This is a genomic window from Roseobacter sp. GAI101, from assembly GCF_000156335.1.
GTDB lineage: Bacteria > Pseudomonadota > Alphaproteobacteria > Rhodobacterales > Rhodobacteraceae > Sulfitobacter.
On record NZ_DS999213.1, the window covers coordinates 2,915,185 to 2,941,389 of the forward strand.

Sequence of the window (26,205 nt, forward strand, 5' to 3'; positions counted from 1 at the left end):
ACGGTGAAAGCGCGAAAGCCCTAGGGTTGGCCGCCGATCACAACCTGCGCAATTCGTGCCGCTGCCGCCTTGCTGCCCTTGATCGACGGGTGGATCATATCGGCGGCGTGAAATGACCTGTCGCCGCTTGGTACCATGTCGGCGAGTGACACAAAGGTCACGCCCTGATCCCGCTGCGCCATGACGGCAATCCGTGCCTCAAGCGCGTCCCCTTCGGCTTTGCAATGTTCAATGGGCGACCATGTGCCGGGGCTGCGCAGATAGCCGACATAGGCGACCTGTGCGCCGGCGCTGCGCGCCTTGGACACCAGCGCGGGGATTTCGCCGCGCGTGCCATCAGGGCTGATCAGCTTGTTCATCCGCCGTGTGCAGCGCGTGCAGCCACAACCCAGCCACATGTCGTTGCCCCCGCCATTGATCACGACCCAATCCCAGGGCCCGTCCCGATACTGCTTTGATATTTTCAGCCCCAAAGCACCGGTGATCGGCAACATATAGCGATAGCGCGCACCCGTGACGGCCCTGCTTTTCACCTGCGCGCCCAGAAACCTTTTCAGCTGGTCTGGCACGGCTTGCCCGGCCAGTGTGTTCGTCGTCATGAAGGAATCGCCCATGACAAGAATGCGCAGCGGCTCTTTTGCCTGGGTAATTGTCGATGAAAACAGGATGATGGCGGCAGCGACGGTAAATCGGGCTAAAAAACGGCGCATTTGAAATTCCCTTGGTTAACGCCAATGAAATAGGGGTCAATTCTGGCATTTTTGTGAAATTAGGTTCTCTGCGGGGAAACAGCACGGCCCGATTGGTGCATAAACACAAACGATATGCGGCCCATCTTGCGCGCAGGGCCTGTGCGTCTTACATCCTGCCTATGTCACAGGTAAAATCATCTTCGAAGTCGGACCCGAATTACAAGGTCATTGCCGAAAATCGCCGCGCGCGGTTTGATTACGCGATCGACGACGACGTCGAATGCGGCATCATCCTTGAGGGGTCCGAGGTCAAATCCCTGCGCAACGGCGGGGCCAACATCGCGGAAAGCTATGCTGCGGTCGAGGATGGCGAGCTCTGGCTCGTGAACTCCTATGTGGCACCGTATAGCCAGGCCAAAACCTTTACCCACGAAGAACGCCGCCGCCGCAAGCTGCTGGTGTCCAAAAAGCAACTGTCCAACCTGTGGAACGAAACCCAACGCAAGGGCATGACGCTGGTCCCGCTGGTGATGTATTTCAATCATCGCGGCATGGCCAAGATCAAGATCGGCATCGCCAAGGGCAAAAAGCTGCACGACAAGCGTGAGACCGCAGCCAAGCGCGACTGGTCGCGTCAAAAGCAACGGCTGCTCAAGGATCACGGCTAGGCGGATATGCCCGCCGATTTTGCCCCTGTTCCAGGTCCCAAACACTTGCCTGCCCCCGCCTGCGCGGGTAGGCATGAGAAAACCTGTTCTAGAAGGGGCTGACCCATGGCCGACGACCCAAAGACGCTTGTTTCAACCGACTGGCTGGCACAACACCTCAAGGATCCCGATCTGCGCTTGCTTGATGCCTCGTGGTATCTGCCGGACGCTGGACGCGACCCCAAGGCCGAATATAACGAGGCCCACATCCCCGGCGCGCGCTTCTTTGACATCGACGAAATTTCCGATGCGCGGTCGGACCTGCCGCACATGGCTCCTCCGGCTGAAAAATTCATGTCGCGCATGCGGGCGATGGGTGTGGGTGACGGCCATCAGATCGTTGTCTATGACGGTGCCGGTCTGTTGTCGGCTGCCCGTGTGTGGTGGCTGTTCAAGCTGATGGGGCAGGAAAATGTTGCCGTGCTGGACGGTGGCCTGCCCAAGTGGATCGCAGAGGGCCACCCGACCGAGGACATGCCCCCGATCCCGCGTGATCGCCACATGACGGTGCGGATGCAGAACCAGCTGGTGCGCGACGTGACGCAGGTTGCCCAGGCGTCCAAGCTGAAAGACCCGCAAATCGTCGACGCCCGCGCCGCTGCGCGTTTCCGCGGCGAAGCCCCCGAGCCCCGCGAAGGTCTGCGCGCAGGCCACATTCCGGGGTCGCGCAATCTGCCCTACACGGAACTGCTGACCGCCGATAACACCATGAAGCCTGTGGAGGACACCAAAGCCGCATTCGAGGCCGCAGGCATCGACCTGTCGCGCCCGGTCATCACCACCTGTGGCTCGGGCATCACGGCGGCCATTCTGGCGCTGGCACTGGAACGGATGGGCCATAAGAACTGGTCCCTTTACGATGGATCTTGGGCGGAATGGGGCATGTTCCCCACCGTGCCCGTTGCGACCGGAGACGCATAATGTTCGAAACCCTCAAGGCGCAGCCCGCCGACAACATCCTTGCCCTTATGCAGATGTACAAGGACGACCCCCGCGAGACCAAGATCGACCTTGGCGTTGGCGTCTACAAGGATGCCACGGGTCTGACGCCGATCATGCGTGCCGTCAAATCGGCGGAACATCAACTCTGGGAAGCCCAGAACAGCAAGTCCTACACTGGCCTTGCGGGTGACCCGGATTTCGGCGATGCGCTGGTCAAGCTGGTGCTGGGCGATGCCGTCCGCCGCGCCAATGTGGCCGCCGCCGCGACCCCCGGTGGGACAGGTGCCGTGCGCCAGGCGTTTGAACTGATCCAGATGGCGCGCCCCGATGCGCGGGTGTTCGTGTCCGATCCGACGTGGCCGAACCATCTGTCGATGCTGAAATATCTCGGCATGACGATCGTGCCCTACCGCTATTTCGACGAAGATACCCGTGGCGTTGATTTCGACGGCATGACTGCGGACCTCAAGACCGCGCAAAAGGGTGATGTGATCCTTCTGCACGGCTGCTGCCACAACCCGACAGGCGCGAACCTGAACGCGACCCAATGGGACGCCGTGATCAAGATCCTGCAAGACAGTGGTGCGACCCCGATGATCGACATTGCCTATCAGGGCTTTGGTGATGGTCTGGACGCGGACGCCGCCGCCACCCGCAAGGTCGCCGCATCGGTTCCCGAGTGTCTGATCGCGGCCAGCTGTTCCAAGAACTTCGGCATCTACCGCGAACGCACGGGCATGCTGATGGCCGTTTCCTCTGATGCGTCGGCGCAGAAGCTGAACCAGGGCACGTTGGCCTACCTCAACCGTCAGAACTTCAGTTTCCCGCCGGATCACGGCGCGCGGCTGGTAACGATGATCCTGAACGACGATGCCCTGCGCGCGGATTGGATGGCCGAACTCGAAGACATCCGTAACGCCATGCTCGGCCTGCGCAGCCAGCTTGCCAGCGAATTGCAGCGCCTCTCGGGCTCTGACCGCTTCGGTTTCCTGGCAGAGCACCGCGGCATGTTCTCGCGCCTTGGCACGACACCTGACATGGTCGCCAAGCTGCGGGATGACCATGGCATCTACATGGTGGGCGACAGCCGCATGAACATTGCCGGACTGAATGCCCAAACCGTGCCGATCCTTGCCAAGGCGATCATCGACGTCGGCATCTGACCCCCGGTCTTCACCCTTTCTTAAATACTCAAAAACCGCAGCGCTTCCCCAAGCGCTGCGGTTTTTTTCTGATGTCTCGACAGATACCCCGAGGACATGAAAAAACCCGGGCGCGAACGCCCGGGTTTCAGCCTGTCTAAAGGCCTGTGACTTAGCTCTTCGAGAACTCAGGATAGGCTTCCATACCCAGTTCGGAAACATCCAGACCTGCAATCTCGGCCTCTTGGCTGACACGGATGCCCATGGTCACCTTGAGGATCGTCCAGACGATTGCCGACACGATAAAGACGAACGCGCCGATCGAGGCAAAGCCGATGATCTGTGTCACGAAGGACGTACCTTCAGTGTAGACCGGTACCACCAGCGTACCCCAGAAACCGGCGATCAGGTGAACCGGGATCGCACCCACGACATCGTCGATCTTGAGCTTGTCGAGGAAAGGAACCGCAAAAACCACGATCACACCGCCAACTGCACCGATCCAAAGGGCACCGAACAGCGTCGGGTCAAGCGGACCCGCAGTGATGGACACCAGACCGGCCAAAGCGCCGTTCAGCAGCATGGTAAGGTCGATCTTCTTGTAGAGGATCTGTGTCAGGATCATCGCAGCGACGGCACCACCGGCAGCTGCCATATTGGTGTTGGCAAAGATCTGTGCCACGGCATCGGCGTCGATCATCGACCCCATTGCCAACTGCGAACCACCGTTGAAACCGAACCAACCCAGCCACAGGATGAACGTACCCAGCGTGGCAAGTGGCAGGTTCGAACCCTGCATCGGCACAACACGGCCGTCCTTGTATTTGCCGATACGTGGCCCAAGGATCAGGGCACCGGCAAGGGCTGCAAAGCCACCGGCAGCGTGAACCAATGTGGACCCGGCGAAGTCAGAGAAGCCCGCGTCAGACAACCAGCCTGCACCCCACTGCCAGCTTGCTTCGATCGGATAGATAAAGCCTGTCAGGATGACGGTGAAGATCAGGAAGGGCCACAGTTTGATACGCTCGGCCAATGTGCCCGAAACGATGGACGCGGTGGTCGCACAGAACATCAACTGAAAGAAGAAGTCGGAGGCATTGGAATAGCCGCCTGCATCAATCGCCGTTTTGATGTCCTTGGTCGCAAAGGTGCCGAAGACGCCCGGAATGATCCATGCATCGCCCGGATACATGATGTTGTAGCCAACCAGCCAGTACATGATCGCCGCCAGTGCGAACAACGCGATGTTCTTTGTCAGCTGTGTTGTCACGTTCTTGGAACGCACCAGACCCGCTTCGAGCATGGCAAAGCCGGCGGCCATCCAGAACACCAGAAAGCCACCGATCAGGAACAGCAGCGTGTTGAAGATGAATGCCGTCTCGGACGCGCTTGCGAACTCGGCATCTTGTGCCAACGCGAACGTCGGCAGCAGTGCTGCGGCGACGGCGGTTGGAATGATATATTTTTTGTTCATCATCTCTTCCCTAAATTTAGATAGCGTCTTCGCCGGTTTCACCCGTACGCACGCGCACTGCCTGCTCGACATCAAGCACAAAGATCTTGCCGTCACCGATCTTGCCGGTGTGGGCCGTGCGTGTGATGGTCTCGACCATCTGGTCTGCCAGCGCATCCGCGACGACCAGTTCAAGTTTGACCTTGGGTACGAAGTTGACGACGTATTCCGCGCCGCGGTAAATTTCAGTGTGACCGGACTGGGCACCAAAGCCCTTTATCTCTGTCACCATCAGCCCGCGCACGCCCGCTTCGGTCAGCGCTTCGCGGACCTCTTCGAGCTTGAATGGCTTGATTGTTGCAATGATGAGTTTCACCTATAATCCCTCTTTTGCCAGCAGGCCTCCCCTGCGATATGCCTTGCAGGAAAGCGGAACTCTGCTCAGTTTAGAAAGGGCTGACTGCCCAGAGGTTAGGCCTTCACGGGCAGTTAAGATTAAAATATGGGCAGATAATGAGAATTGCCTAAAAAATGAGCACAAAATTGATGGACTGCTCTGACCTCTGCGCTAAACAATCCCCCGCAGGCAGGATAGAGTCGCGAAAAAGAGCGGTCGAGCGAGTAACAAGATGAGTGATTCACCTAAGCGAAAGCGGCCTCTGGTCGCTGACAAGCGCAATTCCGGAAAAGCGTCCCGCGTTGCTAAAAAAGCGCCTGCAAAAAAGGCACCGGCCCGCCGCAAGGCTGCCCGCAGATCTGCGCCGCGCAGAGGCGGGCCCATCGGCTGGCTCAGCGCTTTGGTGCGATGGGTGCTGCGCCTGATCTGGGTCATCACCTGGCGCGTCACGGCCGTTGCGCTGCTATTGCTCGCGCTTGCCGTAGGCTATTTCTATACCACGCTGCCGCCGCTCGAGGCGCTGCTGGACGGGCGCGCGCGCGGGTCCGTCACGATGCTGGACCGCAACGGCGAAGTCTTTGCCTGGCGCGGTGACCAGTTCGGCGGGGTGGTGACGGCGGACAGCGTGTCCCCCCATCTGAAGAACGCGGTGATCGCGACCGAAGACAAACGGTTCTACCAGCATTTCGGGGTCAGCCCGCGCGGCGTTGCCTCTGCCGTGCGGATCAACCTGTCAGAAGGGCGTGGCCCGCTGTCGGGCCATGGCGGTTCCACGATCACCCAGCAGGTGGCCAAGCTTTTGTGTCTGGGCGAACCCTATGATGCGACATCGGGCCAGACGGAAAGGGAATACGAGGCGGAATGCCGTCGGTCATCGCTGAAGCGTAAGGCGAAAGAGGCCGTGTATTCCATGGCAATGGAGGCGAAATATTCCAAAAATGACATTCTGTCGATCTATCTGAACCGCGCCTATATGGGCGGCGGTGCCTTCGGAGCCGAAGCCGCCGCACAGCGTTTCTTTGGCAAACCTGCTTCGGCGTTGAAGCCTGCCGAGGGTGCGATGCTGGCCGGGTTGCTGACCGCACCGACGACGCTTTCGCCGACCAACAACCTGGACCGGTCGCAAAACCGGGCGGCGACTGTAATCCGCCTGATGCAGGACCAGGGTTATCTAAGCCAGGCCGAGGCGGACAAGGCGATAAACAACCCCGCCGAACTGTCCGAGGCCGCCGAAGCCAAGGCCGGGGGCTATTTCGCCGATTGGGTGATGTCGTCGGGTCCTGAATTCTTTACCCGCAACACCACCGAAGACGTGATTATCAAGACCACGCTGGACCAACGCATCCAGCGCGCTGCCGAAGAAGGGCTGAACTGGGTTTTCGATAACAAGGTGCGTGCCGGGTCCAAGGCGCAGGCCGCTGTGGTCATCATGTCTGCGGATGGTGCCGTGCGCGGTATGGTGGGCGGACGCAAGACCAATGTTGCCGGTGCCTTCAACCGCGCATCGCAAGCGATGCGGCAGACAGGATCGGCGTTCAAGCCGTTCATCTATGCCGCCGCTCTTGATCTGGGGTATTCGCCGAACGACCTGATCGAAGATGCGCCCTATTGCCTTGATATTCCGGGGTCGGGCCAATGGTGCCCCAAGAACTACACCAACAGCTTCAAGGGGAACGTGACGCTGACCACGGCGCTGAAGGATTCGCTGAACATTCCGGCGGTGAAGGTATCGGAAAGCGTGGGCCGCGATATCGTCAGCCAGGTGGCCACGTCGTTTGGCATCAAAAGCGATCTGGCCGCCGGCCCGGCGCTGGCGCTTGGGGCATCGGAAAGCACGCTGATCGAAATGACCGGTGCCTATGCTGGCATTCTGAACGGCGGATCTTCGGTAAAGCCTTACGGGCTTGTTGACCTGACCTTGCAGGGCGAGACGGAGCCCCTGATGGGCACCAGCGGCGGGATCGGGGAACGGGTGATCCAGGAAGACGCGGCCCTGCAGCTGGTCTATATGATGGAGAAGGTCGTATCCGAAGGCACAGGGGGGCGCGCGAAATTTGGCGGGCGCGAACTGGCTGGCAAGACCGGCACGACCCAGGCCAACCGCGATGCGTGGTTCATCGGTTTTTCCGCCGATTACGTCGCCGGGGTCTGGATGGGGTATGACGACAACACCCCGCTGACAGGGGTGTCAGGCGGCGGTTTGCCGACTGAAATCTGGCACGAGGTCATGGTCCGCGTGCACGAAGGGATGCCCAACAGGCCGCTGCCGATGATCGTCCCGGCACCTGCGGTGGTCGAAGCGCCGCCCGCGCGGCAGCAAACTGCGCCCTCTCGCCGGCAGGACCCGGTCAGCCTGATCGATCAGGTCTTGCGGGACATCTTTGGCGGTGGATCATCCCAAGGGGGTAGCGCACGCCCCGGGAACCGTTAGGCACTGCGACACAACAAGAAAAGGGGAGGCTGGTGTGAACCAGTCTCCCCTTTTCGCATTCGGGCTTTGGCCGCTTTAACGCTGCATGGCCAAAGGTTATTTCCAAGGTGGCGTTCGGGTCAGCCTGCGTTTTTAAGGTCTTGGGTCGTTTCTGTCAGATCACCGCCGCGCCGGTCCAGCATCGACCCGATTTCGCTCCGCTCGGTCAGCAGCAGGTTCACGCCCTCGAGGAACATGTTGAAAAACTGCAGTTCGCCGGATTTGTCCGATACCAGAAAGATCACCTCGATCGGGTTTTCACCCTTGAGATAGGCCGTGGTCTTGATCTCGAAACCCGGCTTGATCTTGCGGGCCCCTTCGACTTCGATGCGCCCGCCAATAAACTGGCGAAACCGCTTGCCGTATTTCTGCGCGATGTAGCTGCCGAATGCCGCGCTGAAGGCGGATTTCTGCGCCGCGCTGGCACTGCGTCCATCAACCCCAAGCGCGTATTGGGCCATGATCTCAACGTCGGCATATCGGCCGAACAATGCTTCGAACTGGCGGATCATCGCGGGTTCGGACCCGCCTGCATCAATCACCTTGTAGATGTCAGCAATCAGCCGCTTGATGAACGCAGTGGCATCGCCCTGGGTCAGCGCTGCCGCGGGGCGCGCAAAAGCAAGCGAGACGACACCCCCGACAAAAAGACGTCTGTCTATTTTACTGGGCATAGGGATCATCATAGACCGCGGGCGCGCCTGTGCGTTGCGACAATTCATACCGGCGCTTTTGCAGATAGATCAGCCGCGCCTGGGCATAGCTGTCGGCACTGCCGTCCAATACATCGCTGATCACCTCGCTGCGGCGGCTGTTCTTGAACACCCGGTCGGCAAAGCCGGTCACCGGGGCCACATAGCTGTCGGGGCTTTCAAGCCTGTAGGACAGCGGGTTGGTGAACAGGTCCACGACCTTGCCCGCCACATCCCGCCGCGTCGACGGGCCGATAACCGGCAGTTCGTAATACGGGCCTTCGCCGACGCCCCAGACATACAGCGTTTCGCCGAAATCGGTGTCATGCTCGGGCACTTTGAATTCGCTTGCGGCATCGATGATACCGCCCATCCCAAGAACCGAGTTCACCAAAAACCGCGTGCTTGCCAGAGTAAACCCGGGCACGTCACCCTGCAGGACCGAATTCACCGCAACCTGCGGCATCGACAGGTTTTCAGAGATGTTGTGGATCACGGTCTGGAATTCCACCGGCACGGCCTTGGCAATCCCGCCCCCGTTGCCCGACCCGGCAAGCTTTTTGTTGAAGGCATGCACCTTGCGGTTCGATTGTTCGTGCGGGTCATTGATGCCTGTGGGTTGGACTCGGGCGGCACCGCTGCACGCCGCAAGCCCTGCGACCAGTACAAGGCCAATCACGCTGCGGAAAATCGGTTTCGGAAGGGTCGGCATACTCATGACAGTGTCCTCATGGAGGGAATACAGGTTTGCAGGGTTATGGGGGCTGCCCACAAGATAATCAACTGATGTTTCCCCCGCGAATTGCGCGCAAATACCACTGGGGCCGGTCGCTGAGATGCCCCCTTTCCGTTTGCGTAACACAGCGTTATCGTTGCGCGCAAACCTACCTGATTTCAAAGGATCACTGCCATGAGCATCACCGAAACCCTTAACGCCCTTGGCGTCACGCTCCCCGACGCGCCAGCGCCTGCCGCGAATTATGTGCCGTTCGTCAAGACGGGCAACACCGTCTATATCTCTGGCCAGATCTCGAACGGTCCCGATGGTTTGATCATTGGCAAACTGGGCGAAAACATGGATGTGGCCGCCGGTGCCGCCGCTGCGCGGACCTGTGCCATCAGCCTGCTCGCGCAGGTCAAGGCTGCCTGCGATGGCGACATCGAACGGCTGGTGCGCGTGGTCAAGCTGACGGCTTTCGTCAACTCCACAACCGACTTCACCGACCAGCCCAAGGTCGTGAACGGCGCGTCCGATTTCCTGGTCGAAGCGTTGGGCGATGCAGGGCGTCATGCGCGTTCGGCGGTTTCCGCAGCGTCCTTGCCCATGGGTGTTGCCGTTGAAATCGAAGGCATCTTCGAGATCAAATGAAGCTGCCCGCCGCTTTTCACCGCGTCCCTTTCGCGCATCGCGGATTTCACGACCCAAGCCAAGGGCGGCCCGAAAACAGTCGGGCTGCCTTTAGCGCCGCAGTCGCGCGCGGCTACGGGATCGAACTTGATGTGCAGCTCAGCGCAGATGGCGTGGCGATGGTGTTTCACGACTATGCCCTGGACCGTTTGACCGACGCCCAAGGGTCGGTCCGTTTGAACACGGCATCGGATCTAATGAAAATCCGGCTGAAGGGCAGCGATGAAACGATCCCGACGCTTGCCGAAATTCTGCAGCTGATAGATGGTCGCGTCCCGCTTCTGGTCGAGATCAAGGATCAGGATGGCGGCATGGGCGACGATCTGGGCCCTCTGGAAAAGGCGACCGCGCAGGATCTGGATGCGTATCAGGGCGATGTCGCCGTCATGTCGTTTAACCCCAACGCCGTCGCACGCATGGCCGATCTGGCCCCTGCCATTCCGCGTGGCATCGTGACCAGCGCCTACCGTTATTACGACTGGCCCTTGCCCAAAGCCGTGTGTGACCGCCTGCGCGAGGTGCCGGATTATGACCGCACGGGGGCCTGTTTCATTTCTCACGAACTGGACGATCTGTCCCGCGACCGCGTGACCGACCTGCGCAAGGCGGGGGCGATGGTGTGCTGCTGGACCGTGCGCAGCCCGGATGATGAAGCATTTGCGCGGCAATATGCTGATAATGTCACCTTTGAAGGCTATGATGCGCCGTTGCCTGCTTGAACCTTTGGGCTTTGGCCACAGATAAGAAGCATGGCAATCGGGGTAGCATCATGAGCGCGCAACAGGTCGAGATCACGGTATTTCCCCGGATCGCGGACATCGGCCAGACCGAATGGGATGCCTGTGCCTGCCCCGAAACCGCATCAGGCGCGCGGCCCGATGATCCGTTCACCACCTATCGCTTTTTATCCGCGATGGAAGACAGCGGCAGCGTCGGCCCCGGCACAGGCTGGCAACCGCAATACCTCACTGCCGCGATCGGGGGGCAGGTGATTGCCGTGGCCCCGATGTTTGCCAAATCCCACAGTCAGGGTGAATATATCTTTGACCACAGCTGGGCCCATGCCCTGGAGCGCGCTGGCGGGCATTATTACCCCAAGTTGCAAATCGCCGTTCCCCATACCCCCGCCACCGGCCGGCGTTTCCTGACCCGCCCCGGTTTCGAAGACGCAGGGATGGCTGCGCTGATCCAGGGTGCCGTGCAACTGACCGACAACAACGGGTTGTCGTCCCTGCACATCACCTTTTGCACCGAGGCAGAGGCCATGGCGGCCCAGGACCTTGGCCTGATGGCCCGCAAGAGCCAGCAGTTCCACTGGCAAAACCACGACTACGCAGATTTTGACGGCTTCCTTGCCACGCTCAGTTCGCGCAAGCGCAAGAACATCCGCAAGGAACGCGCGCAGGCGCAGGCCTTTGGCGGAACGATCGAAACCTTCATCGGCGACGCGATCGAACCCGAGCATTGGGACGCGTTCTGGCAATTCTATCAGGATACGGGCGCGCGCAAATGGGGCACGCCCTATCTGACCCGCCAGTTCTTTGACATCGCCCAGGAAACCGTGCGCGACGACATGGCGCTGGTTCTGGCGCAGCGTGACGGCAGGTGGGTTGCAGGCGCGCTGAACTTTATCGGGGCTGACGCGTTATATGGTCGGTACTGGGGCTGCACGGAACATCACCCGTTTTTGCATTTCGAACTGTGTTATTATCGCGCCATCGACATCGCGATTGATCTGGGCTTGGCCACGGTCGAAGCGGGCGCGCAAGGTGAACACAAACTGGCGCGCGGCTATCTGCCAACCGCCACATGGTCGCTGCACTGGATGCGGGACGAAGGCTTTGCCCGCGCGGTCGAGGACTTTCTGCGTCAGGAACGCGCAGCCGTGGACCACGAGATCGAGATATTAACAGATTACGGCCCCTTCAAAAGGGCGAACATCGAGGAACAACAATGAGCGAAAAATTAAGCGAAGAGACCCGGAAAACCGTGCTTGCCCCCTTGTTTGCGACAGGGTGGGAAATGACCGACGGGCGTGACGCGATCACCAAGACATTCAAGTTCAACGACTTTGCCGATGCGTTCGGCTGGATGACCCGCGCGGCGATCTGGGCTGAAAAGTGGAACCATCACCCCGAATGGGAAAACGTCTACAACAAGGTCGTCGTGACACTGACGACCCATGACGTCGACGGGCTTAGCGCGCTGGACGCCAAACTGGCGCGCAAGATGGACGGGCTGATGGGCGCTGCCGCCTAAGTCTTTTCGGCCGTGCAAACAAAAACGCAGCCCCCGGTATCCGGAGGCTGCGTTTCGCGTTCATACCCTAGCGGTGATCACATGTTGTCAAGCAACGCCTCGCCGCCGGACAGTTCGCACATGCCGGGGTTTTCTTCGGCCTGAAACAGCGAAACCTTGCCGTCATCGACCAGCATTGCATAGCGCTTGGACCGCGCCATCAGGCCAACGGGTTCAGCGGTGAAATCCATGCCGATCGCCTTGGTGAAGGCGCTGTTGCCATCGGCCAGCATTGTGATGCCCGCAGCAGAGGCACCTGTCGCGTCGCCCCATGCCTGCATCACGAAGGGGTCATTGACGGAAACGCAGATAATCTCGTCCACGCCCTTGGCATCAAACTGGTCCTTGGTCCGGATAAAGCTGGGCACATGCGCGGAATGGCAGGTTGGCGTAAACGCACCGGGTACGGCAAAGATAACAACCTTGCGGCCTTTCAGCTTGTCGGCCATTTGCACTGGCGCAGGGCCATCTGCACCCATTTGCATCAGCGTCGCATCGGGGAGCGTATCACCTTGAGAAATCGTCATATCCGTGACCTTTCATGTCATTGCGTTTGTCTCTTGCTTAGATATAGGCTTTGGGCGCGGGCAGGAAACCGGTTTTTTCAAGTGAGGGGCAGAGGATGGGACATGTTATTGTGATCGGGGCAGGGCAGGCCGGGTCATCTTGCGTGGCCAAGCTGCGCAATTCCGGCTTTGACGGGCAAGTGACACTGATCGGGGCCGAACCTGTGCCGCCCTATCAGCGCCCTCCCTTGTCCAAAGCGTATCTGCTGGGCGACATGAGCCTTGAGCGGCTTTTTCTGCGGCCCGAAAGTTTTTATGGCGACCTTGATATTGAACTGATGCTGGGCACCCCCGTCGAAAGCATCGACACTGCCAGCCAGACCATCCGCATAAATGGCGACGACATGGCCTATGACGATCTGGTGCTGACCACCGGATCGGTCCCGCGCCGCTTGCCCGCCAGCATCGGGGGCGCGCTGGACGGCGTGCATGTGGTGCGTGATCTGGCCGATGTGGACGCAATGGCCCCGCGCTTTGGTGCGGGCAAGAAGGTGCTGATTGTCGGTGGCGGCTATATCGGGCTCGAAGCCGCCTCGGTCGCGGCCAAGCTGGGGTTGAACGTCACGCTGGTCGAGATGGGCGACCGTATCCTGCAACGCGTCGCAGCCCCGCAAACCTCGGATTTTTTCCGCAACCTGCACAAGTCTCACGGTGTGGACATCCGCGAAGGCATCGGGCTTGAACGTCTGGTCGGCGACACCCGCGTGACCGCCGCCCGCCTGTCTGACGGGACAGAGCTGCCGGTGGATTTCGTGATCGTTGGCGTCGGTATCGGCCCCGGTATCGACCTTGCCCAAGCTGCGGGAATCGAGATCGAGAATGGCATCAAGACCGACAGCCACGGTCGCACCTCGGCACCGCATGTCTGGGCTGCGGGCGATTGCACGTCGTTCCCTTACCGCGGGGGCCGGATCCGGCTTGAATCCGTGCCGAACGCCATTGATCAGGCTGAATGTGTCGCTGAAAACATCATGGGCGCAAACAAGGATTACCAGGCGAAACCGTGGTTCTGGTCGGATCAATATGATGTGAAACTTCAGATCGCGGGCCTGAATACCGGATATGATCGCGTGATCACCCGCCGGACAGACGAAGATTCTATTGCGTTCTGGTACTACAAAGGGGCCGAACTGCTGGCCGTTGATGCCATGAATGACCCGCGCGGTTTCATGATCGGGCGGCGCCTGATCGAGGCTGGGAAATCCCCCGCGCCCGAATTGGTCGAAAACCCCGATACCGACCTCAAAGCATTGCTGAAGGCATGAGGATCATCGCAGGGAGATCACGCGGCACGAAACTGGCCGAGGTCGGCAGCGGCGATGTCGACGCGCATCTGCGTCCGACATCTGACCGCGTGCGTGAAAGCCTGTTTTCGATGCTTGCGTCGCATAGCGTCATTCAGGGTGCGCGGGTCCTTGACCTGTTTGCCGGGACCGGCGCGCTGGGGCTGGAGGCCCTGTCGCGCGGTGCGCGGCAGGTGGTGTTCGTTGAAAACGGGCGCGTGGCGCAAAAGCTGATCGACGAGAACATCAAGAAGCTGCGGGCAGAGGCCGAGACGACCCTGATGCGCACCGATGCCACATTGCTGGGCGACTGGATTGCGGCCCCCTTTGATCTGGTCTTTGTCGATCCGCCCTATGGCAAGGGGATGGGGCAGGTGGCGTTGTCCAAGGCCCTTGCGGGCGGCTGGCTGACCCCCGACGCGATGATCGTATGGGAGGAAAGCGCCGCTATGGACCCGCCCGACGGTTTCACCCGGATTGATAAACGCAAATACGGCGATACGTGGATCACAGTTTTGCGTGTGAGCTAGGCGCACGTCTTTGCGGCTTTGCATTCTTCTGCGCCAGGGCCTATGAGCAAAGGTATAGTTTACAGAAAGACGCCCCATGAGCCTAAGCATGACGAGTACCTTCATCAAACCGATGCACCCCGAGGGGCGCAAGTTTGTGGCGATCTTTGCCGCGATCACGCTGGTTCTGTTCCTGATCGCGGATGTTCTGGGGTGGATCGGTGTCGGGGCCACGATCTGGTGCTACTACTTCTTTCGCGACCCTGAACGTGTGACGCCCAAGGGCGACAATCTGGTGATCAGCCCTGCGGATGGCATCGTGTCCCTGATCGAACCTGCCGTTCCCCCGGCCGAACTGGGCATGGCCGACACCCCGCTGACCCGCGTCAGCGTTTTCATGAACGTGTTCAACTGCCACGTGAACCGCGCCCCCGTCGCGGGCGAGATTACGGCAATCGCCTACCGTCCCGGCAAATTCCTGAACGCATCGCTGGACAAAGCCAGCGTTGACAATGAACGCAACAGCCTGCGCATCCAGATGTCAGACGGGCGCGACATTGCGGTGGTCCAGATTGCGGGCCTGGTGGCACGGCGTATCGTCTGTTTCACCAAGGCAGGGGCCATGACCCAGGCGGGTCAGCGCTTTGGCCTGATCCGGTTCGGGTCGCGCGTCGACGTGTATCTGCCCGAAGGTGTCACCCCGCGCGTCAGCATCGGCCAGACCATGGTCGCCGGTGAAACCGTGCTGGCAGAGCTTTCATAAATGGCCAATCAAACCCCAGCCCCGGTCGAAAAGACCAAGGTCGAATTCTCGCTGCTTCAGCTGATCCCCAACATGCTGACCATCGCGGCGATCTGCGCGGGCATTTCCGCGATCCGCTTTGCCGCCGAAGGCAATTTTGCGCTGTCGGTCTTTCTGATTACGCTGGCCAGCATCCTGGACGGCATGGACGGGCGCGCTGCGCGCTATCTGGGCAGTGACAGCAAGATCGGTGCCGAACTTGATAGTCTTGCAGACTTCGTCAACTTTGGCGTTGCTCCGTCGCTGGTCGTCTATTTCTGGGGCTTGCAGGATTTCTACCGCGCTGGCTGGTTGGCCGTGCTGGTGTTTTCCATCTGCTGCGTCATGCGTCTGGCGCGGTTCAACGTGGATTCCCGGACCAAGACGACGCTGGACGACAGCGGCTATTTCACCGGTGTGCCGTCACCTGCCGGCGCGATGCTGGTGATGCTGCCGATCTATCTGCCCTATGCGTTCGGCCCGAATGTCGCGATGCCGGATTTCCTGGCCTGCGTCTACATCGTGCTGGTCGGCTGGGTCATGATCAGCCGCATTCCAACATGGTCGTTCAAATCGGTCAGCTTTTCACGCAGCAACGTCACCTATTTCCTGATCTTCTTCACCGGCTTCATCGCCTGTCTGGTCAGCTTTCCCTGGGCCACCTTGGTGATCTGCTGCTTTGCCTATGCGGGCAGCGTCCTTTGGGCAGTGATCGAATTCAAGATGGCCAAGCGCAAAGCCTAGTCCTGGGAGTAGGTCGGGTGGAACTTGCCTGCGGGCGAGAGGGTGAAGATCTCGAAGCCGGTTTCGGTAACGCCGAGGGAATGTTCGAACTGCGCTGACAGGGACTTGTCGCGGGTCACGGCGGTCCAGTCATCGGCCAGCACCTTGGTTTCGGCGCGGCCCAGATTGACCATCGGTTCAATCGTGAAGAACATGCCGGGCTCAAGGACCGATCCGGTACCGGGGCGGCCATAGTGCAGGACGTTCGGCGGGGCGTGGAACACACGGCCCAGACCGTGACCGCAGAAATCGGTGACGACGCTCATCCGGTGGCCTTCGACAAAGCTTTGGATCGCGTGGCCGATGTCGCCGAACGTGTTGCCAGGTTTGACCATGTCGATGCCGCGCATCAACGCGTCATGGGTGATATCAAGCAGGCGTTCGGCCTTGCGCGGCAGCTTGCCTGCGACATACATCCGCGATGTGTCGCCAAACCAGCCATCCACGATCACCGTAACGTCGATGTTCAGGATGTCTCCGTCCTTCAGCTTTTTGTCGCCGGGGATGCCGTGACAGACCACATGGTTGATCGAAATACAGCTCGCGTGTTGATAGCCCTTATAGCCGATCGTGGCAGATTTCGCACCTGCGTCCTCGACCATCTGGGTGATCAGGCCGTCGATGGCCCCTGTTGTCTGACCGACGAAAACATGCGCGGCGACATCATCAAGGATCTGCGCGGCAAGTTTACCGGCAGCATGCATACCCGCGAAATCCGAGGGGTCGTAAATGCGAATGCCATCTTTTGTCTGGCGTCCTCGGTGTTCATTCATCACCGGTATCTCCGTCATATTTTTTCTCTGTCTAGCGCGGGTTGGCCCCAAGGGCCAGTGCAGGTTAGCCGTTTAGTGGCATGCAATTGGCCAGGGTAACCCCTTGGGGGGTGATATGGGTACCGATCACAAGGGTTTCCAGCCCTGCGGCGCGGGCATCTGCAAAGGCTGCCGCATAGGCCGGGTCGATGTCGGCGGCCACGGAAAACGCGGTGCAATCCGTGCGCTGCACCAGATACAGCAGCAGGGCGCGGTTCCCGTTGCGGGCCATCTGCGCCAGTTCGCCAAGGTGCTTTGCTCCGCGCGCCGTGACGCTGTCGGGGAATTCCACCAGACCGGGGCAGCGCGACAGGGTGGCTGATTTCACCTCGATATAGGCGTCGGGCAGGCCGGGGTCGGTCAGCAGAAAGTCTATTCGTGAGTTTTCGCCGTATTTCACCTCGGGCCGCACCGTGCCGTAGTCAGCCAGCGCGTGAATCTTTTGCCCCTCAAGTGCGGCCTTTACCGCCCGGTTGGGCAAAGACGTGTCGACGCCTGTGAAGTGGCCGTTTTCATGGTCTACCAGCCGCCAGCCGTAGCGCAGTTTGCGTTTAGGGTCGTCATTGGGTTCCAGCCATATCTTCATGCCCGGCTCGGCCAGACCCATCATCGACCCGGGGTTGGCGCAGTGGGCCGTCACCTCGCGACCGTCATCAAGCGTGCAGTCGGCCAGAAACCGTTTGTAGCGGCGGATCAGGCGGGCGGGGACAAGTTCAGTTTGAAAGCGCATGGGGTGTGACCTATACCTCAATCAAACTGCCCTCAAGGAGACAGGCACATGCCGAACCCCACAGCCGCAATGATCGTTATCGGTGACGAAATCCTGTCCGGGCGCACCCGCGATTCCAACATGCACCATCTGGCAGGCCAGCTGACCAGCGTGGGTATCGATCTGAAAGAAGTCCGCGTGATCGGCGATGAACACGGCACCATCATTGCGGCGGTCCAGGCCATGTCCAAGGCCTATGACAGCGTCTTTACCAGCGGTGGCATCGGGCCGACCCATGATGACATCACGGCCGACTGCATTGCGGCGGCCTTCAACAAATCCATCGACGTGCGCGAGGACGCCCGCGCCATTCTGGCCGCCCATTATGCCAAGTCCAAGACCGAGCTGAACGAAGCGCGCCTGCGCATGGCCCGCATCCCCCAAGATGCGACGCTGATCGAAAATCCGGTGTCGGCGGCCCCCGGCTTCAAGCTTGAGAACGTCCATGTCATGGCGGGCGTGCCTGCGGTGTTCGAGGCGATGGTCGCCACTGTTCTGCCCACCCTGACAGGGGGTGCCCCGCTGCTGAGCGCCACCTTGCGGATCGAGCGGGGCGAAGGCGACATCGCAGGGCCGTTGGGGCAGGTGGCCAAGGATCACCCGACCCTGTCGATCGGGTCCTACCCCTTTCAGAAAGACGGAAGATACGGCGCGCATATCGTGATCCGTGGCAGTGACCAGACCGAAATTGATATCGCCGTCCAAAAACTCGAAGAGGCTTTTCCGTGACCCCCGATCTTCCCACTCTGTACGAAGCAATTGACCAGACGTGGCCCGCCGCGCGGCGCTGGACGGAACAGGGCTGGACCCTGCGCGACGGGCAGGGCGGTGGCAAGCGTGTATCGGCGGCGTCCCAAGCGGCCCCTGACGCAGATATTGACGTGGCCGAGGCCGCGATGCGCGCCATGGGGCAGACCCCGCTGTTCATGCTGCGTCACGGCGACGATGCCCTGGATGAGGCGCTGGCCGGGCGCGGGTATAGCATCATTGATCCAGTGAACCTTTATGTGCTGCCCGTCGATCAGCTGACCGATGTGCCGATCCCGCCCGTCACGGCCTTCGAGATATGGGAACCGCTGGCGATCATGCTTGATGTCTGGGCCCAAGGGGGCATCGGCCCCGACCGCATCAACGTAATGCACCGTGCCGCGCAGAAGACCGCGATCCTGTCGCGCTGGAAGGAAAAACCCGGCGGGGTCGCGTTTGCTGCGATCCATGACGGTGTGTGCATGGTTCATGCTGTCGAGGTGCTGGAACACCAGCGCGGCATGGGCGTCGGCAAGTGGATGATGCGCCGCGCGGCCCACTGGGCACAGGCCCAAGGCGCGACCCATATGGCGGTTCTTTGCACAAAGGAAAATGTGCCCGCGAACCGGCTGTATCAGGGGCTGGGCTTTGCCCATGTGGGCGATTATCATTACCGCCAATCCCCTGATTGAAGGAGCCCCAAGATGGCCAACGACGCCCCGACCGCCCTTGATCTGCCAATGGTCGATCCGCTGCCCGAAGCGACGCAGAAATATTTTGACGTGTGTCAGGAAAAGCTGGGGATGATCCCGAATGTCCTGCAGACCTATGCGTTCGACATCGACAAGCTGAACAGCTTTACCGCGATGTACAACGATCTGATGCTGGGCGCGTCCAACCTGTCCAAGCTTGAACGCGAGATGATCGCGGTCGTCGTGTCGTCGGTGAACAAGTGCTACTATTGCCTGACCGCGCACGGGGCTGCGGTGCGGCAATTGTCCGGCAACCCGATCTTGGGCGAACAGATGGTGATGAACTGGCGCGTCGCAGATCTGGATGCGCGGCAGACGGCGATGCTGGAATTTTCCGAAAACCTGACCGTCTCAAGCGCCAAGACGACCGAAGCAGACCGTCAGGCGCTGCGCGATGTCGGCTTCACGGACCGCGATATCTTTGACATCGCGTCGGTCGCGGCGTTCTTCAACATGACCAACCGCGTGGCAAGTGCGACCAACATGAAGCCCAACGACGGTTACCACGCGCAAGCCAGATGATCTGGCGCGCGGGCCTTGTCTGGCTGATCTGTACGGGAACAGCCGGCGCGGTTGACCTGTCCTTGCCACCCGCTGCCCGCCAAACCGTGGAACGCAACACCGGCCCCGACAGCTATGCCGCGCCTGTCGGTGTGTTTGCCGATGATGCCGTTGAAACCGTCATTGTCGAAGGCACTGTCGATCGTGCCGTGTGGCGGCTGGATGCGTCGGGGCTGACGCCGCTTCAGGTGGTGCGCCCGCTGCGCAGCCAGCTTGAGGCGGCAGGATATACCGTGGTGCTGGATTGCAGGGCACCAGCCTGTGGCGGTTTCGATTTCCGCTTTGCGACCGAGGTATTGCCCGGTCCGAACATGTACGTGAACATCCGCAACTATCAATTCGTCACGGCGGTGCTGGGACGGGTCGATGCGCCCGAGCATGCCGTGACGGTTCTGGCCAGCACGGCGGCGACGTCGGCTTATGTGCAGATCATACAGGCGCGGTCGCTTTCGGACACCGCGGCAGAGCCTACAGGGGCCGCCGATACGCAGGTTGCGGAAATCCGGCAGCCTGACGCCTTGGCGGCGACTCTGGTCAACACCGGCCGCGTCGTGCTGTCATCGCTTGAGTTTGAAACGGGGACATCAGGGCTGGGACCGGCAAAAGTCGCCGCGTTGGACAGCCTTGCGGCGTTTCTGGCGGGCGACCCCGCACTGCGCGTCGCCCTTGTGGGGCATACGGATACGGTTGGCGGGCTTGAGGATAATGTCGCCCTGTCGCGCAGCCGCGCCGCGTCGGTGCGGCAACGTCTGATCGACGCCTACGGGGTGTCACCGGACCAGCTTGAGGCGCAAGGCATGGGATATCTGGCCCCGATTGCCAGCAACCTCACGGCGCAGGGCCGCGAGGCCAACCGCCGCGTCGAAGCGGTTCTACTGCCCGAACCGGGGCAGTAACCGGCCTTTGGCAGCCGCAATCCCCCCACTTTTGCGGATCGTGGGGGAGCGGGGACCGAAAGGGGGCGATCACGTTCACTGGAGACAGGTATTAGGGCGGTCGTGGTTACCAGTCGGTAGGGCCCTTGTCTGCAAAGGCGTGGACCAGGAAATCAATAAAGGCGCGTACTTTCGGCTGCGTGAAGCGGCCCGGCGGGTAAACGGCGTAAATTCCCTGGGTTTCAAGCGGCAGATCGGGGATGGCGTCTTCGACCAGACCTTTCTCCATCGCGTCGGCGTACAGAAAGCTGGGCAGGTAAGCGATGCCAAGCCCCGATACGGCAGCATTCAGCAGTGATTGGCCGTCATTGACCGACAGCCAGCCAGCGGTGCGCACCTGACGTTTTTCGCCCGAAGGCGACGTCAGTTTCCACATGTTGCCGCTGGATTGGTTCGAATAATGCAGCAGTTTATGGTCATTCAGATCGTCGATCTTTTCGGGGCGACCGTATTTTTCAAAATACCCCGGGGACGCGATCATGCGTTTGGTGGTTTCCGTCAGCTTGCGGGCGCGCAGGGTGCTGTCCTCCAGCTCTCCGATGCGGACGGCCATGTCAAAGCCTTCGCTGATCAGTTCGACATAGCGGTTGTTCAGTACCATGTTGACGGTGATGTCGGGGAATTCTTCCAGAAATCCGGACAGCGCGGGTGACAGATGATTAACCCCGAAATCCGTTGCAACCGAAATGCGCAGCAAACCGGACGGGGCCGATTGCATCGACGTGACCAGCGCATCCGCTTCGCCCGCGTCATTCAGAACACGGCGGGCGCGGTCATAATAGGCCAGGCCGATTTCCGTCGGGCTGACGCGGCGTGTCGTCCGGTTCAGCAGGCGGGCCCCCAAGCGCGCCTCGAGCGAGGACACGTGCTTGGATACGGCTGACTTCGAGATCCCCATCTTCTTTGCGGCGTCCGTAAAACCACCTTGATCCACGACCGTGGCGAATGCTTCCATTTCTGTCAGGCGGTCCATGCCGTCCCCTTTTCAATCATCTGCTTCAAGGGTCGGTATGGCGACCAATTCAGGCAGGATCACGGCAGGGGTGGGACAGTCCTAAGGTAATTGAATGGATCGTTCGCGGCACGGAAACATCGAAATAGTGCTGCGGGTGGCCGGGTTTCAGATCCAGCGCACCAGCCTGAGCACAGCAATCATCACACCCGCCAGCGCCACCATGCCCAGACAGAGCAAGGCAAAAGCCCAAGGATCACCGGTGCCCGGCATGCCCCCGACGTTCACGCCAAACAGGCCGGTCAGAAAACCCAGTGGCAAAAACAGTGCCGCTGCCACGGACAGCACATAGCCATGCCGCGCCTGCCGTTGCGCGACATTGGCGTCATGTTCTTCCTGAACGGACACAAGGCGTTCGCGCAGTTCGTCCAGTTCTTCGACCGCGATCAGGGCACTGTTGGCTTGCTCATGCAGCTCAAGCTGGCTGTCTTGCGGAATCAGCGGCATATCAAGGGTGGCCAGTTTGCTCAGGGCGGCGCGTTGCGGTTCAAGATAGCGGCGCAGGCGGATCACGCTGCGCCTTATCTCGGGCAATTCATGCGGCATCGGGGTTTCTTTGTCTTCAAGGTCAAGCTCGAAGAACTCGGTCTTCTCGTCCAGGGTTTCGACATGTTCCTGAACCCGCTGGGTCAGGCGTAAAATCAGTTCCTCAAGAAACTCTGCCGGGCTTGGCGGCGCTTTCTGCGCCACGGCGGCGTGTCTGATCGCGTCGATCGCAAAGACTTTCTTGCGGCGCACCGTGATCAGCAAGTCGGAATCAACATACATCCGCACCGACACCATTTCATCTGCGGCCTGGCCTACGTTCAGGTTGATGCCTCGCAGGTTCAGGATCAAGCCGCCTTCAAAACGGTCACAGCGCGGGCGGGTCTGCTTCTGGACAAGCGACCCGGCGGGAATTTCATGCAGGTGTTTGCGCACCCAAGGTTCCAGCATCGGGTCCGTCAGATCGAAATGCCACCAGCGATAGACACCAGGCCCCGTGACATTGGTGTCTGCGGGAACGGCGGTCGTCCCATCGGCAAATATATCAAAAACGCAAAGCGGCATGCACGGGATCCGGAACAAAATCAGACAATGCGCATATTCTGACAGACTGCCCCGATGCGCAAGCGCTCCGCGAAAGGACGGCTGGAATATAAATACCCCTTGAACGGGAAAAAACTGTGCTATCATCAAAACTTCCAGAAGGAGAATTTACATGAAACATCTTTTAACCACGGCTGCTATTTTAACCTCGCTTGCCCTGCCGGTTTATGCGGGCGGCCCCACGCCGTCGAACGCTGACGCGGTGCAATATATTATTTCTCCGGCGGACGGGGCGACGGTATCTTCGCCGGTCACCGTTCAATTCGGGCTGAAGGGCATGGGCGTGGCCCCAGCCGGTGTCGAGAAAGACATGACTGGCCATCACCACCTTGTGCTCGACAGTGCGCCATTCGGGTCTGATGACGCCGAAGCGCTGAGCACGGCAATCCCGTCGGACGAGACGCATATTCACTACGGTGGCGGTCAGACCGAAGCCGTGTTGGAATTGGCCCCCGGCACCCACACGCTGCAATTGGTGTTGGGCGACTGGAGCCATACCCCCCACGCGACCCCGATCATGTCCGAAGTGATCACGATCACGGTCGAGTAACGCTGTGAGCTAAACAGTCAGGTGGGCAACTGGCCCACCTGATCCGTTACAGGGTCGCTGCCAGCCGTGTGCCCTGATCAATCGCCCGTTTCGCATCCAGCTCGGCTGCGACATCCGCGCCGCCGATCACGTGGCAGGGAATGCCCTTCGCCTCCAGCGCGTCGGCAAGGGACCGATCCGAGAGCTGTCCTGCGCACAGCACGATGGTGTCCGCCTCGATCAGCTGGGGCGTCTCGCGCGCTTCGCCAAAACTGATGTGCAGCCCGTCCGCATCTATCTTTTCGTAATTTACGCCGCCGATCATCCGGACATTTTTCATGGTCAGCGATGCACGGTGAATCCAGCCTGTCGTCTTGCCCAGACCTTTGCCGACTTTGGTTGTCTTGCGTTGCAGCATTGTGACCTCGCGTGCAGGCGCATGGGGTTGCGGACCTTCGGGGGCCAGACCGCTGCGATGGTCGGCTGGGTCCGTGACGCCCCATTCCTTCATCCATTCGGGCAGGTTGGTGGTGGTGCTGTCACCGTCATGGACCAGATGTTCCGACACATCGAACCCGATGCCGCCTGCGCCGATGACGGCGACTTTCTTGCCCGCTGTCACCTTGCCGTTAAGGATGTCGATGTAGCTGACCACATTGCCCGCGTTCTGCCCGGGTATCTGCGGATCACGCGGGACAACGCCCGTGGCGATGATCACCTCGTCGAAGCCCCCCAGATCGTTGGCGGATACTTCGGTGTTCAGATTGACGGTCACGCCACGTTCTTTGACCATGGCGCGGTACCAGTCGACCAGCCCCCAGAATTCTTCCTTGCCCGCGACCTGCTTGGCAAGGTTCAACTGCCCGCCGATTTCGGACGCGCGGTCAAAGATGGTGACCTTGTGGCCGCGTTCTGCCGCGGTGATGGCCGCCGACAGGCCCGCAGGGCCGGCACCGACGACGGCGATGGTCTTGACGCTGTGTGATGGTTCGACTTTCAGTTCAGTCTCGTAACAGGCGCGCGGGTTCACCAGACAGCTCGATATCTTGCCCCCAAAGGTGTGATCCAGACAGGCCTGATTGCAGGCGATGCAGGGCGCGATCTGGTCAGCCTTGCCTGCTGCGGCCTTGGCCACGAAATCTGCATCGGCCAGCATGGGCCGCGCCATCGACACCATATCGGCGCAGCCTTCGGCCAGCACGTCTTCGGCGACCTGTGGCGTGTTGATCCGGTTCGAGGTGATGATTGGGATACCCACCTGACCCATCAGTTTCTTTGTAACCCACGCGAACGCGGCGCGCGGCACCGATGTGGCAATCGTCGGAATACGCGCCTCGTGCCAGCCGATGCCGGTGTTGATGATGGTCGCCCCGGCGGCCTCGACCGCTTTGGCCAGTTGCACGACTTCGTCAAAGGTCGATCCGTTGGGGATCAGGTCGATCATCGACAGACGATAGATCAGGATGAAATCGGGGCCGACAGCCTCGCGGACGCGGCGCACGACTTCGACAGGCAGCTTCATGCGGTTCTCATAACTGCCGCCCCATTCGTCGGTGCGCTTGTTGGTGTGGGTGACCAGAAACTGGTTCAGGAAATACCCTTCCGACCCCATCACCTCGACCCCGTCATAGCCTGCCTGCTTGGCACGCAGGGCGCAGGCGGCGATGTCGGCGATCTGTTTCTCGATGCCTTCGGCGTCCAGTTCCTTTGGGGCGAACATCGAAATCGGAGACTTGATCGCAGACGGGGCGACGCAATCGGGGCTGAAGGCATATCGGCCTGCATGCAGGATCTGCATCGCGATCTTGCCACCTGCCTCGTGGACACGCTGTGTCACGATGCTGTGGTTGTCGACATCCTTTTGCGAGGTCATCATCGCGGCACCATGGGCCACTGACCCCTCGGGGTTCGGTCCGATCCCACCCGTGACCATCAGCCCCACATCGCCGCGCGCGCGGGTGGCGTAGAATTCGGCGACGCGGTTCCAATCGCCGGTCTCCTCTAGGCCCGTGTGCATCGACCCCATCAGCACGCGGTTCTTCAGCGTGGTAAATCCCAGATCAAGCGGGGCAAGCAGGTGAGGGTAGTCGGACATGGGGCAAACCTTTCGGGTGGACGGGTGCGTTGCGGCCAGCTTCATCCGATGTGCCGGGTTCTGTCACGCACAACGCTGCGTAAGCCAATATACAGGCGGCTGGCTTTTGTGCTAGGTCCCCGCCTGACAGTCCCAAGGAAAAGGCACGCCCCCATGACACCGGAAGAAATCACAAAACTACCCTACCGCCCTTGCGTCGGTGTGATGCTGGTCAACGCGGCGGGCCATGTCTTTGTCGGTCAACGCAAGGACCGCGATATGGATGCGTGGCAGATGCCACAAGGCGGCGTTGAAAAAGGCGAACACGCCGAAGTCGCAGCCCTGCGCGAACTTGAGGAAGAAACTGGCGTGTCGCCCAATTCCGTGTCGGTCGTGACCCAGACCGATGGCTGGCTGCCCTATGAGCTGCCCCATGATCTGGTGCCGAAAATCTGGAAAGGCCGGTACCGCGGGCAGGAACAGAAATGGTTCCTGTTGCGCTTTCACGGCTCCGACTCAGAGATCAACCTTGAGACGGATCACCCCGAGTTCTCGGACTGGCGCTGGTTGCCCGTCGACGATCTGGTCGCCAACATCGTGCCGTTCAAGCGTGACGTGTACGAGGCCGTCGTGGCCGCGTTCCGGCCATATCTTGTGCAAGCCTGAGGCGGCATCGGTTTTCATACTGCCTATTTCGTAGCTGAAGCTGACCAATGTGCATGATCGGAAACCATCGTGCCGAAACGGCTTTGTGCGGTGCGGCATAAGCGGTGGATTTCGCGGCGGACGCATTGACGGCGCA

29 protein-coding genes are annotated in these 26,205 nt (G+C 60.3%); 18 read left to right on the top strand and 11 right to left on the bottom strand.

What is annotated here, in order from left to right:
* Positions 1 to 20 precede the first annotated feature (20 nt).
* Positions 21 to 710, bottom strand: coding sequence for an SGNH/GDSL hydrolase family protein (locus RGAI101_RS13590; RefSeq protein WP_008228708.1), 690 nt, complete (start codon positions 708 to 710; stop codon positions 21 to 23).
* Positions 711 to 871: 161 nt separating this feature from the next.
* On the opposite strand from RGAI101_RS13590, the gene smpB reads away from it, so the two are divergent.
* The 3 genes from smpB to RGAI101_RS13605 all read left to right on the top strand — a co-directional run bounded on the left by smpB (position 872) and on the right by RGAI101_RS13605 (position 3,504).
* The gene (gene smpB / locus RGAI101_RS13595) at positions 872 to 1,360 is read left to right on the top strand and encodes an SsrA-binding protein SmpB (protein WP_037228295.1); all 489 of its coding nucleotides are present in this window, start codon (positions 872 to 874) and stop codon (positions 1,358 to 1,360) included.
* 105 nt (positions 1,361 to 1,465) lie between these two features.
* Positions 1,466 to 2,320 (top strand): 3-mercaptopyruvate sulfurtransferase, encoded by an 855-nt coding sequence (gene sseA, locus RGAI101_RS13600; RefSeq protein WP_008227116.1) that lies wholly within the window; start codon positions 1,466 to 1,468, stop codon positions 2,318 to 2,320.
* Positions 2,320 to 3,504, top strand: coding sequence for an amino acid aminotransferase (locus RGAI101_RS13605; RefSeq protein ID WP_008225271.1), 1,185 nt, complete (start codon positions 2,320 to 2,322; stop codon positions 3,502 to 3,504). The genes sseA and RGAI101_RS13605 overlap by 1 nt, the downstream gene beginning before the upstream one ends.
* Before the next feature lie 151 nt (positions 3,505 to 3,655).
* Here the strand turns inward: RGAI101_RS13605 and RGAI101_RS13610 are convergent, their stop codons facing one another.
* Together RGAI101_RS13610 and RGAI101_RS13615 are read right to left on the bottom strand one after the other, a co-directional pair.
* Positions 3,656 to 4,957: an ammonium transporter gene (locus tag RGAI101_RS13610; RefSeq protein ID WP_037229599.1), complete on the bottom strand. Its 1,302-nt coding sequence runs from the start codon at positions 4,955 to 4,957 to the stop codon at positions 3,656 to 3,658.
* A 16-nt stretch (positions 4,958 to 4,973) separates the two neighbouring features.
* On the bottom strand, positions 4,974 to 5,312 hold the full coding sequence (locus RGAI101_RS13615; RefSeq protein ID WP_005851080.1) for a P-II family nitrogen regulator: 339 nt from the start codon (positions 5,310 to 5,312) through the stop codon (positions 4,974 to 4,976).
* A 253-nt stretch (positions 5,313 to 5,565) separates the two neighbouring features.
* Between RGAI101_RS13615 and RGAI101_RS13620 the strand changes: the two genes are divergently transcribed.
* Entirely contained in the window at positions 5,566 to 7,764 is a 2,199-nt protein-coding gene (locus tag RGAI101_RS13620; protein WP_008224925.1) for a transglycosylase domain-containing protein, read from the top strand.
* Positions 7,765 to 7,883: 119 nt separating this feature from the next.
* Here RGAI101_RS13620 and RGAI101_RS13625 read toward each other — a convergent pair whose 3' ends face one another.
* Both RGAI101_RS13625 and RGAI101_RS13630 read right to left on the bottom strand, forming a co-directional pair.
* Positions 7,884 to 8,477 (bottom strand): MlaC/ttg2D family ABC transporter substrate-binding protein, encoded by a 594-nt coding sequence (locus RGAI101_RS13625; protein WP_008225695.1) that lies wholly within the window; start codon positions 8,475 to 8,477, stop codon positions 7,884 to 7,886.
* Positions 8,467 to 9,213, bottom strand: coding sequence for an MlaA family lipoprotein (locus tag RGAI101_RS13630; RefSeq protein ID WP_157044683.1), 747 nt, complete (start codon positions 9,211 to 9,213; stop codon positions 8,467 to 8,469). Before RGAI101_RS13630 ends, RGAI101_RS13625 begins: the two co-directional genes overlap by 11 nt.
* A gap of 192 nt (positions 9,214 to 9,405) precedes the next feature.
* On the opposite strand from RGAI101_RS13630, the gene RGAI101_RS13635 reads away from it, so the two are divergent.
* The 4 genes from RGAI101_RS13635 to RGAI101_RS13650 are packed head-to-tail and all read left to right on the top strand — an operon-like array spanning position 9,406 to position 12,162.
* The gene (locus RGAI101_RS13635) at positions 9,406 to 9,864 is read left to right on the top strand and encodes a RidA family protein (RefSeq protein ID WP_008228127.1); all 459 of its coding nucleotides are present in this window, start codon (positions 9,406 to 9,408) and stop codon (positions 9,862 to 9,864) included.
* Complete coding sequence (locus RGAI101_RS13640) at positions 9,861 to 10,622, top strand: glycerophosphodiester phosphodiesterase family protein (protein ID WP_008225397.1); 762 nt, start codon at positions 9,861 to 9,863, stop codon at positions 10,620 to 10,622. Before RGAI101_RS13635 ends, RGAI101_RS13640 begins: the two co-directional genes overlap by 4 nt.
* Before the next feature lie 50 nt (positions 10,623 to 10,672).
* Entirely contained in the window at positions 10,673 to 11,860 is a 1,188-nt protein-coding gene (locus tag RGAI101_RS13645; protein WP_037228304.1) for a GNAT family N-acetyltransferase, read from the top strand.
* Complete coding sequence (locus RGAI101_RS13650) at positions 11,857 to 12,162, top strand: 4a-hydroxytetrahydrobiopterin dehydratase (protein WP_008226023.1); 306 nt, start codon at positions 11,857 to 11,859, stop codon at positions 12,160 to 12,162. The genes RGAI101_RS13645 and RGAI101_RS13650 overlap by 4 nt, the downstream gene beginning before the upstream one ends.
* 77 nt (positions 12,163 to 12,239) lie before the next feature.
* On the opposite strand, the gene RGAI101_RS13655 is transcribed toward RGAI101_RS13650, so the two are convergent.
* Positions 12,240 to 12,728 (bottom strand): peroxiredoxin, encoded by a 489-nt coding sequence (locus RGAI101_RS13655; RefSeq protein WP_008229386.1) that lies wholly within the window; start codon positions 12,726 to 12,728, stop codon positions 12,240 to 12,242.
* A 95-nt stretch (positions 12,729 to 12,823) separates the two neighbouring features.
* Here RGAI101_RS13655 and RGAI101_RS13660 point away from each other — a divergent pair, with 95 nt between their 5' ends.
* From RGAI101_RS13660 to pssA, 4 genes are all read left to right on the top strand, one after another.
* Entirely contained in the window at positions 12,824 to 14,032 is a 1,209-nt protein-coding gene (locus RGAI101_RS13660) for an NAD(P)/FAD-dependent oxidoreductase (RefSeq protein WP_008227765.1), read from the top strand.
* Entirely contained in the window at positions 14,029 to 14,580 is a 552-nt protein-coding gene (gene rsmD, locus RGAI101_RS13665) for a 16S rRNA (guanine(966)-N(2))-methyltransferase RsmD (RefSeq protein WP_008226710.1), read from the top strand. Before RGAI101_RS13660 ends, rsmD begins: the two co-directional genes overlap by 4 nt.
* A 76-nt stretch (positions 14,581 to 14,656) precedes the next feature.
* Positions 14,657 to 15,322, top strand: a complete 666-nt coding sequence (locus RGAI101_RS13670) for a phosphatidylserine decarboxylase (protein WP_037228307.1) — start codon at positions 14,657 to 14,659, stop codon at positions 15,320 to 15,322.
* Positions 15,323 to 16,084, top strand: coding sequence for a CDP-diacylglycerol--serine O-phosphatidyltransferase (gene pssA / locus RGAI101_RS13675; RefSeq protein WP_008225559.1), 762 nt, complete (start codon positions 15,323 to 15,325; stop codon positions 16,082 to 16,084).
* Here pssA and map read toward each other — a convergent pair.
* Positions 16,081 to 16,896 carry a type I methionyl aminopeptidase gene (map, locus tag RGAI101_RS13680; protein WP_008226711.1) on the bottom strand — a complete coding sequence of 272 codons (816 nt, stop codon included), beginning with the start codon at positions 16,894 to 16,896 and terminating at the stop codon, positions 16,081 to 16,083. The two genes, pssA and map, sit on opposite strands and share 4 nt — an antisense overlap.
* 64 nt (positions 16,897 to 16,960) lie before the next feature.
* A complete protein-coding gene (gene sfsA / locus RGAI101_RS13685) occupies positions 16,961 to 17,665 on the bottom strand; it encodes a DNA/RNA nuclease SfsA (RefSeq protein WP_008228096.1) in 705 nt (234 codons plus the stop codon).
* A 48-nt stretch (positions 17,666 to 17,713) separates the two neighbouring features.
* On the opposite strand from sfsA, the gene RGAI101_RS13690 reads away from it, so the two are divergent.
* Genes RGAI101_RS13690 through RGAI101_RS13705 form a run of 4 tightly spaced genes read left to right on the top strand, consistent with a single transcriptional unit; the run spans position 17,714 to position 20,660 of the window.
* Entirely contained in the window at positions 17,714 to 18,433 is a 720-nt protein-coding gene (locus RGAI101_RS13690; protein ID WP_008225693.1) for a competence/damage-inducible protein A, read from the top strand.
* Positions 18,430 to 19,143 carry a GNAT family N-acetyltransferase gene (locus RGAI101_RS13695; protein ID WP_008227767.1) on the top strand — a complete coding sequence of 238 codons (714 nt, stop codon included), beginning with the start codon at positions 18,430 to 18,432 and terminating at the stop codon, positions 19,141 to 19,143. The genes RGAI101_RS13690 and RGAI101_RS13695 overlap by 4 nt, the downstream gene beginning before the upstream one ends.
* 12 nt (positions 19,144 to 19,155) lie before the next feature.
* A complete protein-coding gene (locus RGAI101_RS13700; RefSeq protein WP_008226778.1) occupies positions 19,156 to 19,725 on the top strand; it encodes a peroxidase-related enzyme in 570 nt (189 codons plus the stop codon).
* The gene (locus RGAI101_RS13705; protein WP_008227643.1) at positions 19,722 to 20,660 is read left to right on the top strand and encodes an OmpA family protein; all 939 of its coding nucleotides are present in this window, start codon (positions 19,722 to 19,724) and stop codon (positions 20,658 to 20,660) included. The genes RGAI101_RS13700 and RGAI101_RS13705 overlap by 4 nt, the downstream gene beginning before the upstream one ends.
* Before the next feature lie 106 nt (positions 20,661 to 20,766).
* Here RGAI101_RS13705 and RGAI101_RS13710 read toward each other — a convergent pair whose 3' ends face one another.
* Positions 20,767 to 21,672 (bottom strand): LysR family transcriptional regulator, encoded by a 906-nt coding sequence (locus RGAI101_RS13710; protein WP_008227612.1) that lies wholly within the window; start codon positions 21,670 to 21,672, stop codon positions 20,767 to 20,769.
* A gap of 147 nt (positions 21,673 to 21,819) precedes the next feature.
* Positions 21,820 to 22,761: a zinc transporter ZntB gene (locus RGAI101_RS13715; protein ID WP_008227503.1), complete on the bottom strand. Its 942-nt coding sequence runs from the start codon at positions 22,759 to 22,761 to the stop codon at positions 21,820 to 21,822.
* Between the two features lie 151 nt (positions 22,762 to 22,912).
* On the opposite strand from RGAI101_RS13715, the gene RGAI101_RS13720 reads away from it, so the two are divergent.
* Positions 22,913 to 23,350 (top strand): DUF4399 domain-containing protein, encoded by a 438-nt coding sequence (locus RGAI101_RS13720; protein WP_008225111.1) that lies wholly within the window; start codon positions 22,913 to 22,915, stop codon positions 23,348 to 23,350.
* Between the two features lie 46 nt (positions 23,351 to 23,396).
* Here RGAI101_RS13720 and RGAI101_RS13725 read toward each other — a convergent pair whose 3' ends face one another.
* Positions 23,397 to 25,424, bottom strand: a complete 2,028-nt coding sequence (locus RGAI101_RS13725; protein ID WP_037228310.1) for an NADPH-dependent 2,4-dienoyl-CoA reductase — start codon at positions 25,422 to 25,424, stop codon at positions 23,397 to 23,399.
* Between the two features lie 153 nt (positions 25,425 to 25,577).
* On the opposite strand from RGAI101_RS13725, the gene RGAI101_RS13730 reads away from it, so the two are divergent.
* On the top strand, positions 25,578 to 26,069 hold the full coding sequence (locus RGAI101_RS13730) for an RNA pyrophosphohydrolase (protein ID WP_008227524.1): 492 nt from the start codon (positions 25,578 to 25,580) through the stop codon (positions 26,067 to 26,069).
* Positions 26,070 to 26,205: the final 136 nt, after the last annotated feature.